Below are 13,677 nucleotides of genomic sequence, written 5' to 3' on the forward strand. Positions count from 1 at the left end.
GATCTTGACAGGGTGCGGTTTCAGACACAACCTTAGATTTGTGATCCGGACAGCTGGATCGTGCATTCTAGATTAGGAGGGGACCATGTCGGCTGTAGATATGGACGTACGTGAGCTTACGGACAGCGACATTGACGAAGTAAATGGGGGGGCTGCATTAGCCATTGTCGCCGCCGTTGCTATAATAGTTGTTGTCGTAGTTGCTGTTGCCTATGTCGGATATCAAGATGGCCATCGAGATGGCTACGAAAGTAATAGAGACAAGAAATAGATCAATTCGTTCGTTTTTTTGGATTTAGACGAATGAACACGTTACAGCAAGTCTCTTTTAATTACGTATTCAAGTTTGCATCTATATTGTCTATTGCTGTGGCGTTAGTATATGCTGGCTTTTACAAAGCAGGATATCAGTCCGGAAAAGACAAAGCTCTGCAAGACAATGCGCAAATCTCAAAGGATTATATTGATGAACGAGTCAATTAAACTCAACATCGAAGGTCTCCGCCTCCTTAATGAGGGCGAGATCGAAGAGGTAAATGGCTGTACTGTAGCCGCATCTGCTGGTCTGGTTCTAAGTTTGGCAGCCGTTTATGCGGTATTCCGACAAATCGGATATGAGGCGGGTAAAGACCAAGCCTTGCGAGACAATAGAGCGGATGACAAATAGTGTATATTGTTCATGAGAAATTAATTTTAATATTGTCAGCCCGCGTTGGTCTATATTCGATATTGGCTGAGCTGGGAATTTAACCACGACTTCGAGGTAGATATGAACTATAAAGCCTTGATTATCACAATGGAGGACTGAGATGCGTGAAATGACTGCCGCCGAAGTAGGTGCCGTAGCCGGAGGGACGAGCTTCATCGTTCTTCCGTTGGTGGTGATCCTTATCCCCACTTCCCATCAGCCCGAACGAAGCTCCTGACGCGCCATAGACGGCTTCGGACGCTGTCCGGAAAGCATCGTACAGAGATAGTCTCTGACCGATGCTTTTTGATTGATGGCGCTGCCCTCTTCGTCGACCATCGAGGTCAATGAAAGAAGGACCGCGTCGACGACGCCCTCAACGCCACGCGCGCCGCGGCTGACGAAGGCATCGTTCCCGGCGGCGGCATCGCCCTGCTGAAGGCCTCCAAGATCATGGCCGACGTCAAGGGTGACAACGCCGACCAGACCGCCGGCATCGCCATCATCCGTCGCGCCATCCAGGCCCCGATCCGCCAGATCGTGGAAAACGCCGGCGTCGAAGGCTCGATCGTCGTGGGCAAGGTGCTGGAAAACAGCTCCGCCACCTACGGCTTCAACGCCCAGACGGAAGAGTACGGCGACCTGGTCGCCATGGGCGTGATCGACCCGGCCAAGGTGGTTCGCACCGCCCTGACCGACGCCGCCTCGGTGGCCTCGATCCTGATCACGACCGAAGCGGCCGTCGCCGACGCCCCCAAGAAGGGCGGCTCCTCGGCCCCCGACATGGGTGGAATGGGCGGCATGGGCGGCATGGACTTCTAAGCCCACTCCAGCTCAGGCTGAAAATGCAGAAGGGCGGGACCGCAAGGTCCCGCCCTTTTTCTTTGGTCGCTCAGGCCGCGCCGGCCATCCTAATTCCGCAACCCGAATCCAGTCTTTTCAGGCCTTTACCGCGTGAGGTCGCGCCTCAACCCACCACGCTCCAAAACCGTGCGACACTCTCCCCCACACGGTCTTTGAAAATCGAATCCCCACTCCCGTCGCCCTCTCAGCAAATGGCGCTTTTGGCGCTTTTGGCGCTTTGTCACCCTGTTTTCGTGCCAGCGCCATTTCGCTGCCGCCCAGCCGCCCAGCCGCCCAGCCGCCCAGCCGCCTGGCCGCCTGACGTCGAAGGTCGCGCGGGTCCGTCGCCGGACAGTCGGGGTTTGGACCCGGCCTTCAGATATGGATCGCGTGCCCCAGAGCCCGCAGCGACGCTTCGTGGAAGGCCTCGCCCAGGGTCGGGTGGACGTGGATGGTCCCCGCCACATCCTCCAGCACCGCCCCCATCTCCAGCATCTGGGCGAAGCTGTTGGACAGCTCCGACACATGCTGACCCACCGCCTGGACGCCCAGGATGCGGTGATCGGCCTTGGACGCGATCACCCGCACGAAGCCGCCGTCCTCGCCCGCCTCGATGGCCAGGGCCCGGCCGATGGCGGCGAAGGGGAAGACGCTGGTGATCACGTCGTCGCGGCCCGCGACATCATTCGGGCCCAGGCCGGCCGAGACGATCTCCGGCTCGGTGAAACAGACGGCGGCGATGGCGACCGGATCGAACACCCGGTCATGACCACCCTTTCCTGAAGAATGGGCAATGATCTCCGCGACCACTTCGCCCTGGGCCGAGCCCTTGTGGGCCAACATGGGTTCGCCGGTCAGGTCGCCGACGGCCCAGACGTTTCTCATGCTGGTGGCGCAGCGCTGGTCGATCTTCACGAACGGCCCGGCCATGGCTACGCCCATAGTCTCCAGACCCCAGCCCTGGGTGCGCGGCCGACGCCCCACCGTGACCAGCACCTTGTCGGCCTTCAGCTGCAACGGCTCGCCGTCCTTGGTCGTGACGTTCAGCCTGCCTTCCCCGAACCCGCCGGCGCGCGCGCCCAGGTGCAGCTCCACCCCGTGCGTCTCCAGCCATTTGGCGACCGGATCGGTCAGGGCCTTGTCATAGAGGGGCAGGATCCGCTCGGCCATTTCGACGATGGCCACCTCGGCCCCCAGCTTCCTGAAGGCGATGCCCAGCTCCAGACCGATATAGCCGCCGCCGACGACGACCAGCTTCTTCGGAACCTCCGACAGGCTCAGCGCCTCGGTCGAGGAGATGACGTCGCCGCCGAAGGGCAGGAAGGGCAGTTCGACCGGCTCCGACCCGGTGGCCAGGATGACGTGTTCGGCGGTGATGCGGATGTCGCCGTCGTCCGTCTGGACGATGCAGGTCTTGGCGTCCTCGAACTTCGCCCAGCCCTTGATCACCCTGACCTTGGCCTTCTTCAGCAGGGCCGCGACCCCGGCGTTCAGCTTACGGACGATCCCGTCCTTCCACGCGACCGTCTGTTTCAGGTCGATGGCCGGCTTGGCCGCCGTGATGCCCAGCGTCCCGCACCCGGCCGCCTTGGCCACCGTCTCGAACTTGCCCGCCGCATGGATGATGGCCTTGGACGGAATACAGCCGACGTTCAGGCAGGTCCCGCCCAGGCCGTCGCCGCCGTCCACCAGCACGGTGTCGAGCCCTAGCTGGCCGCAGCGAATGCCGGCGACATAGCCGCCGGTGCCCGCGCCGATGATCAGGACTTTGGTCTTGAGGACTTGCATCATTCGTTCCGTCATATCCCACCCTCTCCCGGCGGGAGAGGGCTTGAGCGCACGACGGCCTGCCGTCGTCCTTGCGCGAAAGGGTGAGGGGTGCGGTGGTGCGAACTAGCCCACCGGCGGTCCCTCATCCGTCTCGCTACGCGAGCCACCTTCTCCCCGTGGGAGAAGGAAGAAAACTCACCCCATCCACAGGGTCGCGGGCTGCTCCAGCAACCCCTTGATCCGCTGGACGAACACCGCCGCATCATGCCCGTCCACGATCCGGTGATCGAAGCTGGACGACAGGTTCATCATCTTACGCACCACCATCTGGCCGTCGCGGACCACGACCCGTTCGGCGATCTTGTTGGGGCCGACGATGGCGACCTCGGGGTGGTTGATGATCGGGGTGTGGACCACCCCGCCCAGGGCGCCCAGCGAGGTGATGGTGATGGTCGAGCCCGACAGCTCCTCGCGTTTTGCCGAGCCGTCCTTGGCCGCGCCCGAGACGCGGGCGATCTCCAGCGCCGTATCCCAGGCGTCGCGCGCCTCGGCGTGGCGGACCACTGGCACCATCAGGCCGTTCGGCGTCTGGGCGGCGATGCCCAGATGGACCGGGGCGTGCTGGGTCAGGACCCCCGCCTCGTCGTCATAGTGGGCGTTGATCTGCGGCTGGTCGCGCAGGGCGACCACGATGGCGCGGGCGAGGAAGGGCAGCAGGTTCAGCTTGGGCTGATCCTTGCTCTTGGTGGCGTTCAAGTGGGCGCGAAGCTCCTCCAGCGCCGTGACGTCGATCTCCTCCACATAGGTGATGTGGGGAATGCGGCGCACGCTCTCGGCCATCTTCTCCGCGATCTTGCGGCGCAGTCCGATGATGCGGACCTCGGTGGCTCCTTCGGCGCGAGCGAAGGTCGAGCTGGCCGCCGGAGCCGTCGCCGGCTGGGCGCCGCCGCGCGCGATGAAGCCGTCCAGGTCCTCGTGGGTGATCCGTCCGGCCGGGCCGGAGCCGGGCACGAAGGTCAGGTCCACACCCAGATCCCGCGCGCGGTTGCGCACGGCGGGCGATGCGGACGGGCGTTCGCCGGGGGCGCGGCCGGTCAGGGCAGGGGCGACGGACTTGCCCCCCTCCCCCGCTGCGCGGGTGCTCCCCCCAGGAGGGGGAGATTTAACCGTCTCCTCCCCGCGCGAAGCGGGGGGAGGTGGCTCGGAGCGAAGCGGAGAGACGGAGGGGCTCTTGGCGACATTTCCGACGCCCGCCACATCGAACGCCACCAGCGGCCCGCCGACCGGGACCTGCCGCCCCGCCTCGCCATACAGGGCGACCACGGTCCCGGCGACCGGCGAGGTGATCTCGACCGTCGCCTTGTCGGTCATGATGTCGGCGATGATCTGGTCTTCCTCGACCGCATCCCCGACCTTGACGTGCCAGCCGACCAGCTCGGCCTCGGCCGTGCCTTCGCCGACGTCGGGGAGCTTGAAGACATAGTTGCCGGTGGGTGCGGCGTCAGCCCCCTCCGTCGCCTTCGGCGCCACCTCCCCCAAGGGGGGAGGATTGGATGCCGCGCGATCTCCCCCCCTTGGGGGGAGTACCGGCGAAGCCGGGGAGGGGGCCGTCGCGTCTTCCGCATTCCCCGCCCCCTCGACCTCGAACTCCACCAGCGGTCCGCGCACGGGAACCATGGTGCCGGGCTCGCCGTGCAGGGCGATGACCTTGCCCGACACAGGGGCGGTGATCTCGACGGTGGCCTTGTCGGTCATGACATCGGCGACGATCTGGTCCTCGGCGACCACATCACCGACCTTGACGTGCCAGCCGACCAGTTCGGCCTCGGCGGTGCCTTCGCCCACGTCGGGCAGTTTGAAGACGAAACGACCCATATCAACGACCTCCCGTCATGACGCTCTTCAAGGCGTCTGCGACCCGTTGCGGCCCGGGGAAATATTCCCATTCGAAAGCATGGGGGTAGGGCGTGTCCCAGCCGGTGACGCGGGCGATGGGCGCCTCCAGGTGATAGAAACAACGCTCCTGAACCAGGGCCGACAGTTCGCCGCCGAAGCCCGAGGTCTTGGGCGCCTCGTGTACGATGACGCAGCGGCCGGTCTTCTTCACGCTGGCCTCGATGGTCTCGATGTCCAGCGGCACGAGCGAGCGCAGGTCGATCACCTCGGCGTCCACGCCGGCGTGCTCGGCCCCGGCCAGGGCGACCCAGACCATGGTGCCATAGGCCAGGATGGTGACGTCGTTCCCCTCGCGCATGACCCGCGCCTTGCCGATGGGCTCGACATATTTGCCGGTCGGCACCTGGGCCAATCCTTGCGCCTTCCACGGCGAGACCGGCTTCTCGTGCCAGCCGTCGAACGGACCGTTGTAGAGGCGCTTCGGCTCGAAGAAGACGACCGGGTCGTCATCCTCGATGGCGGCGATCAACAGACCCTTGGCGTCATAGGGGTTGGACGGAATGACGACCTTCAGCCCGGCGATATGGGTGAACAGGCTTTCCGGCGACTGGCTGTGCGTCTGGCCGCCGAAGATGCCGCCGCCGTAGGGCGAACGCACCACAATGGGGCTGGTGAACTGGCCGCCCGAGCGATAGCGCATCTTGGCCGCTTCCGAGACGATCTGGTCATAGGCCGGATAGATGTAGTCGGCGAACTGGATCTCGACGACGGGGCGCAGACCATAGGCGCCCATGCCGATGGCGGCGGCGACGATGCCGCATTCGCTGATCGGGGCGTCGAAACTGCGGGTCAGGCCGTGCTTCTGCTGCAGCTTGTCGGTGACGCGGAAGACCCCGCCGAAATAGCCGGCGTCCTCGCCGAACGACAGGACATTGGCGTCCTCGCCCATCTTGACGTCGATGGCCGAGTTCAGGGCCTGGATCATGTTCATCGGCTGCACGCCGGATCCCGTCGCTTCCGAGGCGGGGGCGGCGTTCTGGTCGACCATGTCCGGCTCGACGCCGTCGTTGCGATCGGCGTCGGTGAAGGTGGTTTGCTCAGCCATGGTCAGACCCCCACCTCGCGGCGCTGTTCGATCAGCCGCCAGTCTTCGGTCGCATAGACCTCTTCGAACATGGTCTTCACGCTGGGGCGCGACTGGCCCAGGGTGCCGATGGCCTCGGACTCCTTGCCGGCGGCGCGGACCTGTTCGACCGCCTCGCGCAGGGCGACGGCATGACGCTCGTCATCCCATTCGCCAATCACGGTCAGGTGCTGGCGCAGACGGTCCAGCGGGTCGCCCAGCGGCCATTTCTCGTGCTCGTCGCCGGGGCGATAGCGGCCGGGATCGTCGGAGGTCGAGTGCGGGGCGCCGCGATAGGTGAACAGTTCGATCACCGTCGCCCCCTGGTTCGACCGGGCGCGCTCCTCGGCCCACTGGGTCGCCGCCCAGACCGCCAGGAAGTCGTTGCCGTCCACCCGCAGGGCCGGCAGGCCATAGCCGATGGCCTTGGAGGCGAAGGTGGTCTCCAGCCCGCCGGCGATGCCCTGGAAGGAGCTGATGGCCCACTGGTTGTTGACGATGTTCAGAATGACGGGTGCGCGATAGACGGATGCGAAGGTCAGGGCGTTGTGGAAGTCGCCTTCCGCCGTGGCGCCGTCGCCGATCCAGCTGATGGCGATCTTGTCGTCGCCCTTATAGGCGCTGGCCATGGCCCAGCCGACGGCCTGGGGAACCTGGGTGCCCAGATTGCCGCTGATGGTGAAGAAGCCATAGTCCTTGGCCGAATACATGATCGGCAGCTGACGGCCTTTGATCGGGTCCGCCGCGTTCGAGTAGATCTGGTTCATCATCTCGACCAGCGGATAGCCGCGCGCAATCAGCAGCCCCTGCTGGCGATAGGTCGGGAAGCCCATATCCTCACGCGACAGCAGCATGCCCTGCGCCACCGCAATGGCCTCTTCGCCGGTGCACTTCATATAGAAGCTGGTCTTGCCCTGGCGGTGGGCGCGGTGCATCCGGTCGTCGAAGGCGCGGGTCAGGATCATGGCCTTCAGGCCGCGACGCAGGGTCTCGGGGTCCAGACGCGGATTCCACGGACCGACGGCCTGTCCTTCATCGTCCAGCACCCGGATCAGCCGGAAGGCGTGATCGCGCATCTCATACGGCGTCGTCCCGACCTCAGGCCGTTCGACCACGCCGGCGGGGTCCATCAACAGATGGCTGAAGTCCGCCGCATCACCCGGTCGGCCCGAAGGCTCAGGTACGCGCAGCGACAACGGGCGGCTGTTCTTTTGGTTCAATTTGTCGTTCATGCGGGCGTCCATGTCCGTTCGGGGGTCCGTCCGTGTTTCCTCTGGACGTTTGATAACACGGCGCCTAAGCAGGTGCTCGCTCAATTTGACCTTGCGAAATCCCGATTTAGGGTATTTTATTTCGCCATACTGTTAATCGGAGAAACGCATTGGCGGACGAACTCGATCCCATCGACGCTCGGATCCTGGATATCCTGCAACAAGACGCCGGCCTGTCGGTCGCGGAGGTCGCAGACCGGGTCGGTCTGTCGGCTTCGCCCTGCTGGCGCCGGATCAAACGGCTGGAGGATTCCGGCCTGATCACCAAGCGCGTCACCCTGTTGAACGCGCAACTTCTGGGCCTGGACTTCGAGGTCTACGCCATCGTCAAACTGATGCTGCCGTCGGCCGAGAACCTGGACGTGTTTGAAGCCGCCGTCGCCAAATGGCCGGAAGTGGTCCAGTGCGCCACCATTACGGGGCGCGAGGACTATGTGCTGCGGATCATCACGTCCGACATGCACGCCTTTGACAAATTCCTGCGCGAGAAGCTGCTGGCCCTGGGCATCGTCTCGGACTGCGAGAGCCATATCGTCACGCGCGGCGTGAAGAATGTGACCGCCCTGCCTCTTGGCATAGTCACCCCTCACGTCGGATAAGACCGTTCGGCGGCCTCTTCCGCCGAAGGGGATGCCGAAATCATGATCGAACTGGTGATCGACGCGCGCCGCAAGGACCTGGGCGGGTTCGAGGTCGGCCGCGTCCTGCCCTTCCATTCGCGCCGGATGGTGGGACCGTTCATCTTCCTGGACCAGATGGGGCCGGCCGAGTTCGCGCCGGGCGCCACGGCCATCGACGTGCGGCCGCATCCGCACATCGGCCTGTCGACCCTCACCTATCTGTTCGAGGGCGAGATCATGCACCATGACAACCTCGGCTATAACCAGGCCATCCGCCCCGGCGAGGTGAACTGGATGACCGCCGGCAAGGGCATCGTCCATTCCGAGCGCACCGATCCGCTGAAGCGCAGCCAGGGCGGGCCGATGCACGGGATGCAGGCCTGGGTCGCCCTGCCCGACGAGGCCGAGGAGATCGATCCCGCCTTCCATCACCTGGATGAGGACGCCCAGCCTGCCTACGAGAACGGCGGCCTGTTCGCGCGTCTGGTGGCGGGCGAGGCTTACGGCGCCAAGGCCGGCGCGCCGGTGTCTTCGCCGCTCTTCTATGTCCACTGGGAGCTTCAGCCCGGCGTCCGCACCGCGCCCCCGCCCGGCAAGGGCGCTGGCGGCATGAGCGAGCGCGCCCTGTTCGTGGCCAAGGGCTCCATCGAGGTCGGCGACCGCACCTTCCACGAAGGCCAGATGATCGTGCTGGAGCCGACGGCCGAGCCGACCGTCAAGGCCCTGGTCCAGTCCACTGTCATGGTCCTGGGCGGCGAACCGATCGGCGAACGGCTGATCTGGTGGAATTTCGTCGCCTCCAGCCAGGCCCGCATCGATCAGGCCAAGGCCGACTGGAAGGCCGGTCGGATGGCGCTGCCCAGCGAGGACGATCTGGAGTTCATCCCCCTGCCGGAAGAGCCCGCCAAGGCTCCGCCTCCGCCCACCGATCCGGTATGATTTCTCCCTCCCCTTCATGGGGAGGGAGAACACGCCCTCATTTGCCCCCGCCCCCGCAACCCGCTAACGCCTCCCGCATGAACTTCGATTTCGACGCCCAGGCCACCGCCGCCCTGTTCGACAGCACCGGCGCCGTCTTCGCCCTTGGCGACGGCTCGGTCCGGTTCGCCGACGGCGCGACGGTCCAGGCCCATGACGGCGCCGTGCTCTGCGCCGCCGTCCATCCGACCGGCGACGGGATCGTCACCGGCGGCGACGACGGCCAGGTGGTCTGGAGCCGCCGCGGCGCCGAACCAGCGGTCCTGGCCACGGCGAAGAACCAGTGGATCGACTCCCTCGACGCCTCGCCCGCCTCGGGCCTGATCGCCTTCTCCTGGGGCCGCACCCTGTCGGTGATCGACCCCAAGGACGCAGCCTTCCGCCGCGACTTCCAGCACGAGCGCACCGTTTCCGGCGCCGCCTTCGACCCCAAGGGCCGGCGCATCGCCGCCTCGACCTACGGCGGCGCGGCGCTGTGGTACGCCCGGATCGAGAAGCAGCAACCGGTCAAACTGGCCTGGGCAGGGTCCCACACCGCCGTCGCCTTCTCCCCTGACGGGGCCTTCGTGGTCACCACCATGCAGGACAGTCAGCTGCACGGCTGGCGGCTGAAGGACGCCAAGAACCTGCGCATGGGCGGTTATCCGTCCAAGGTCCGGTCGCTGGCCTTCCTCGCCAATGGACAGCTGTTGGCCACCTCGGGCGCTCAGGGCGCGGTCCTTTGGCCCTTCATCGGCGCGAACGGCCCGATGGGGCGCGAGGCGACCGAGATCGGCTATGACGATACGACCCTGGTCAATCTGGTCTCGGCCCGCACCGGACACGGCCTGCTGGCCGCCGGCCTGACCGACGGCCGCGTCTGGGTCGCCCACCCGGCCGCCCAGGGCCTGAACTTCGTCAAGGCCGAGAAGGGGCCGTCCATCGTCGCCCTGTCCCTCAGCCCCGCCGCCGACCAGGTGGCCTGGGCCGACGAGGACGGCGCCGCCGGCGTGGCGATCCTGTAATGGCGCGCGGGCGGAAAAAGCCAGGGTTCCGGGCGGCGCTGATCGCCCTGGCGGTCCTGACCCTGCTGCCGATCGGCGGCGTGCTGATCGTCGCCGTCCTGCCGCCCGCCCCGACCATATTGATGCTGCGCCAGGCCGTGCGTGGCGAGGGGTTGGATTATCAATGGCGCGGTCTGAACGACATTTCGCCCAATCTGGTCAACGCCGCCATCGCCGCCGAGGACGCCCGCTTCTGCAGCCACCACGGCTTCGACATCGAGGCGATCCAGAAGGCGCTGGATCATAACGCCGAGGGCGGCCGCATCCGCGGCGGCTCGACCATCAGCCAGCAGACGGCCAAGAACGTCTTCCTGTGGCCGGGGCGCGACTGGGTCCGCAAGGGATTCGAGGCGGGCTACACCGTCCTGATCGAGACCGTCTGGTCCAAGCGCCGGATCATGGAGGTCTATCTGAACGTGGTCGAATGGGCGCCCGGCGTCTATGGCGCCCAGGCGGCCGCCCAGCACTGGTTCGGCAAGGACGCCGCCGACCTGACCCCGCGCGAGGCGTCGCGTCTCGCCGCCATCCTGCCCGCCCCGCGTCGCTACAAGGCCGCTGCGCCCGGTCCCTATGTCCGCCGCCGCGCCTCACGCATCCAGGCGGCCATGGGCACGGTCCGCGGACAGGGGCTCAACACCTGTGTGTTGCAATAGGCGCTGGCCTCACCCCGCCGCTCGGCGTCGTCCGCGCCGTTAACCTGAGGCTTGAGGCTTCTCTTAACCGTATGACGGCATTGTACCGTTCCACGGGCCGGGTGCGCCCGGCAGGGAAGCGACGAACTTGGCCTCTCCATTGATCCGTCGGGCGGTCCGCCGCCTCTTCAGCCTCGTCTCGCGCCTGGGCCACGACCGGCGCGGCAATGTGGCGATGATCTTCGCTTTCAGCCTGCCGATCATCGCCATGCTGGCGCTGGGCGGCATTGATCTGCACCGCGTGACGACGGCCCGGTCCCAGTTCCAGGACGCCCTGGACGCCGCCACCCTGTCTGCGGCCCGGTCGTCCTATACGGACCCCGACGACCTGAAGACCGTCACCCTGATCACGCTGCGGGCCAATCTGGAGAATACCGAGATCGAGCCGATCCAGGACTCTGATGTCACTGTCGTGATGGACGGCACGACCGTCGTGGTCTCCAACGCGGTCGGCCGGGTGAAGACCCTGGTCGCCAACATCGTCCTGCCGCCCTATGGGCAGCTGCTCGACGACACTATTCCCGTCAATGTCCATTCCGAGGTCAACCGGTCGGCCAAGAATCTTGAAGTGGCCATGGTGCTGGACATCACCGGCTCGATGGACGGGACCGATATCGCCAATCTGAAGACCGCCGCCCTCAAGATGGTCGATATCGTCGTCAAGGACGTCCAGACCCCCTACACCTCGCGGATGTCCGTCGTCCCCTATTCGATGGGCGTCTACTTGGAATCGCGCGCCGCCGCCGCGCGGGGGCCTGTGGCGGCCGGCAAGACCATCACAGCCGTAACCAAGACCTGCACGCCGACCAGCAAGCCGACCAGTTGCACCATTACGGTGACGGCGGCGAACCATGGTTTCGTCGTCAATGACCGCGTTGTCGTTACCGGCGTGTCCGGCATGGCGGTCAACAGCGCCACCAAGACGACCCGCAGCTCGACCAACACGGCCTTCACCGTGACGGCGCGCACGACCGACACCTTCAGCTATGTGATCAGCAGCAATATCTCGGGAAGCTATTCCGGCAACGGGACGGCCTATTGCACCGTCGCGGGCTGCCAGTATCTCGCCTACACCAATGCGGCAGGCAGTACGTCCGTTCATGAGATCAGCAACTGCGTGACAGAGCGGATCGGATCCGCCGCCTATACCGACGCCTCTCCTGCGTCGGCCTATGTGGGCCGCAACTATTCCAGCACCAATGAAAACACCTGCCTCACCGTCGGCGTTCAGCCCCTGACCAGCGATCGCGACAGCCTAAAGTCCATCATCAACAGTCTGGCGGCGGGCGGCTCGACCGCCGGCCATATCGGCACGGCCTGGGGCTGGTACACGGTGGCGCCCAACTTCAACAGCCTGTGGCCCTCGGCCTCGGCCGCAAACGACTATGATGAGTTCAAGACGATCAAGGCCGTGGTCCTGATGACCGACGGCGACTTCAACACCCCCTATTACAGCGGGGTGATCGCCAAGGACTCCCTGTCGGGCTCCTATAGTCAGAATGATGTTCGCATCAACCAGAACGCCAGCAACGGATCCTCGGCCTCCCAGGCGCCGAAGCTCTGCACCGCCATGAAGGCCAAGGGAGTCGTCGTCTACACCGTGGGCTTCTCGATCACCGCCAACAGCGCGGCTGCGACCCTGTTGTCAGGCTGCGCCTCCTCGTCCGACAAGGCCTATCTGGCCAATAGCGGAACGGCCCTGGTCGCCGCCTTCGAAGCCATCGGTCGCGACATCACCCAGCTGCGGATCGCGCGCTGATCGGCGGGTCCGCCGCCGTCAGAGCAGGCGGATCTCCCGCAGACGTTCGGTCAGATAGGCCTCGGCCGTAATGGTCTTGCCGGCGTAACGATCGGGGTTTTCCGACGTCACGGCGCTGGGCAGGGTTTCGATCGGGAAGTCCGGGTTGAAGTGCAGGAAGAAGGGCGTCGAATAGCGGGCGAAGCCGCGCCGTTCCGGCGCCGGATTGACGACCCGGTGGGTCGTCGACGGCAGGACGTGATTGGTCAGCCGTTGCAGCATGTCGCCGATATTGATCACCAGGGCGCCCGGCGGCGGCGCGATGTCCAGCCAGGTTCCGTCCTTCTCCTTCAACTGCAGCCCGGCCTCCTCCGCCCCCAGCAGCAGGGTGATGACATTGATGTCCTCATGCGCTCCGGCGCGAACGCCCGGCGCATCCGCCGGCACCGGCGGATAGTGCAGCAGCCGCAGCACGCTATTGCCCATCTCGACCTTGTCGTCGAAATAGCCGTCGTCGAGGTTCAGATAGCGGGCGATGGCCCGCAGGATCTTGCGGCCCAGGGCGTCCAGATCCTCATACATGCCATAGACATGGGCCTTGAAGTCCGGGGTTTCCGTCGGCCACAGGTTGTCGCGCATGAACTGGCGGTACGGATGGTCCTGCGGCAGTTCGCGGCCGACGTGCCAGAATTCCTTCAGATCGACCGTGGCGGCGCCCTTGGCCGCCTCGACGCCGAACGGGGTCAGGCCGCGCGCACCGCCGGTGCCGGGCTGGTGGTATTGACGTTTTACGTCTTCGGGCAGGGCGAAGAAGGTCTTTGCATCATGGATCGCGGCGGCGATCCGGGCCTCGTCCAGCCCATGGTCCGCCACGACGGCGAAGCCGAACCGGGCGAAGGACGCGCCCAGAGCGTCGCTGAAACCCTGGAAGTCCGTATCATAGCCTGTCATCGAAACCGGCGTGATGGCGCGCGGGGCGTCGGTCTGGGTTTCGGTCGAGCTCACGGACGGTTCT

12 protein-coding genes and 1 pseudogene are annotated in these 13,677 nt (G+C 65.3%); 8 read left to right on the plus strand and 5 right to left on the minus strand.

The window, feature by feature from the left end; translation table 11 throughout:
- Positions 1 to 85 precede the first annotated feature (85 nt).
- The 3 genes and pseudogenes from OU998_RS01305 to OU998_RS01315 all read left to right on the plus strand — a co-directional run.
- A complete protein-coding gene (locus OU998_RS01305) occupies positions 86 to 271 on the plus strand; it encodes a class IIb bacteriocin, lactobin A/cerein 7B family (RefSeq protein ID WP_267515051.1) in 186 nt (61 codons plus the stop codon).
- Positions 272 to 466: 195 nt separating this feature from the next.
- Positions 467 to 667 (plus strand): hypothetical protein, encoded by a 201-nt coding sequence (locus OU998_RS01310; RefSeq protein WP_267515052.1) that lies wholly within the window; start codon positions 467 to 469, stop codon positions 665 to 667.
- 372 nt (positions 668 to 1,039) lie between these two features.
- Positions 1,040 to 1,510: pseudogene (locus tag OU998_RS01315) on the plus strand (TCP-1/cpn60 chaperonin family protein); the annotation flags it as partial.
- A gap of 396 nt (positions 1,511 to 1,906) precedes the next feature.
- On the opposite strand, the gene lpdA reads toward OU998_RS01315, so the two are convergent.
- The 4 genes from lpdA to OU998_RS01335 all read right to left on the minus strand — a co-directional run bounded on the left by lpdA (position 1,907) and on the right by OU998_RS01335 (position 7,552).
- Positions 1,907 to 3,322, minus strand: coding sequence for a dihydrolipoyl dehydrogenase (lpdA, locus tag OU998_RS01320; protein WP_267515053.1), 1,416 nt, complete (start codon positions 3,320 to 3,322; stop codon positions 1,907 to 1,909).
- A 174-nt stretch (positions 3,323 to 3,496) separates the two neighbouring features.
- Entirely contained in the window at positions 3,497 to 5,176 is a 1,680-nt protein-coding gene (locus OU998_RS01325; RefSeq protein ID WP_267515054.1) for a 2-oxo acid dehydrogenase subunit E2, read from the minus strand.
- Between the two features lies 1 nt (position 5,177).
- Positions 5,178 to 6,245: an alpha-ketoacid dehydrogenase subunit beta gene (locus OU998_RS01330; protein WP_420709825.1), complete on the minus strand. Its 1,068-nt coding sequence runs from the start codon at positions 6,243 to 6,245 to the stop codon at positions 5,178 to 5,180.
- A 59-nt stretch (positions 6,246 to 6,304) separates the two neighbouring features.
- Positions 6,305 to 7,552, minus strand: a complete 1,248-nt coding sequence (locus tag OU998_RS01335) for a thiamine pyrophosphate-dependent enzyme (RefSeq protein WP_267515056.1) — start codon at positions 7,550 to 7,552, stop codon at positions 6,305 to 6,307.
- A gap of 149 nt (positions 7,553 to 7,701) precedes the next feature.
- Here OU998_RS01335 and OU998_RS01340 point away from each other — a divergent pair, with 149 nt between their 5' ends.
- The 5 genes from OU998_RS01340 (at position 7,702) to OU998_RS01360 (ending at position 12,683) form a co-directional block, all read left to right on the plus strand.
- On the plus strand, positions 7,702 to 8,190 hold the full coding sequence (locus tag OU998_RS01340) for an Lrp/AsnC family transcriptional regulator (protein ID WP_267515057.1): 489 nt from the start codon (positions 7,702 to 7,704) through the stop codon (positions 8,188 to 8,190).
- A gap of 42 nt (positions 8,191 to 8,232) precedes the next feature.
- Entirely contained in the window at positions 8,233 to 9,150 is a 918-nt protein-coding gene (locus tag OU998_RS01345; RefSeq protein ID WP_267515058.1) for a pirin family protein, read from the plus strand.
- Positions 9,151 to 9,227: 77 nt separating this feature from the next.
- Positions 9,228 to 10,193, plus strand: coding sequence for a WD40 repeat domain-containing protein (locus OU998_RS01350; RefSeq protein WP_267515059.1), 966 nt, complete (start codon positions 9,228 to 9,230; stop codon positions 10,191 to 10,193).
- Entirely contained in the window at positions 10,193 to 10,885 is a 693-nt protein-coding gene (mtgA, locus tag OU998_RS01355) for a monofunctional biosynthetic peptidoglycan transglycosylase (RefSeq protein WP_267515060.1), read from the plus strand. Before OU998_RS01350 ends, mtgA begins: the two co-directional genes overlap by 1 nt.
- Positions 10,886 to 11,012: 127 nt before the next feature.
- Entirely contained in the window at positions 11,013 to 12,683 is a 1,671-nt protein-coding gene (locus OU998_RS01360) for a pilus assembly protein (RefSeq protein ID WP_267515061.1), read from the plus strand.
- A gap of 18 nt (positions 12,684 to 12,701) precedes the next feature.
- Here the strand turns inward: OU998_RS01360 and OU998_RS01365 are convergent, their stop codons facing one another.
- Entirely contained in the window at positions 12,702 to 13,613 is a 912-nt protein-coding gene (locus OU998_RS01365; protein ID WP_267516674.1) for an isopenicillin N synthase family dioxygenase, read from the minus strand.
- Positions 13,614 to 13,677 lie beyond the last annotated feature (64 nt).

This window comes from Brevundimonas sp. SL130, from assembly GCF_026625805.1.
Lineage (GTDB): Bacteria > Pseudomonadota > Alphaproteobacteria > Caulobacterales > Caulobacteraceae > Brevundimonas.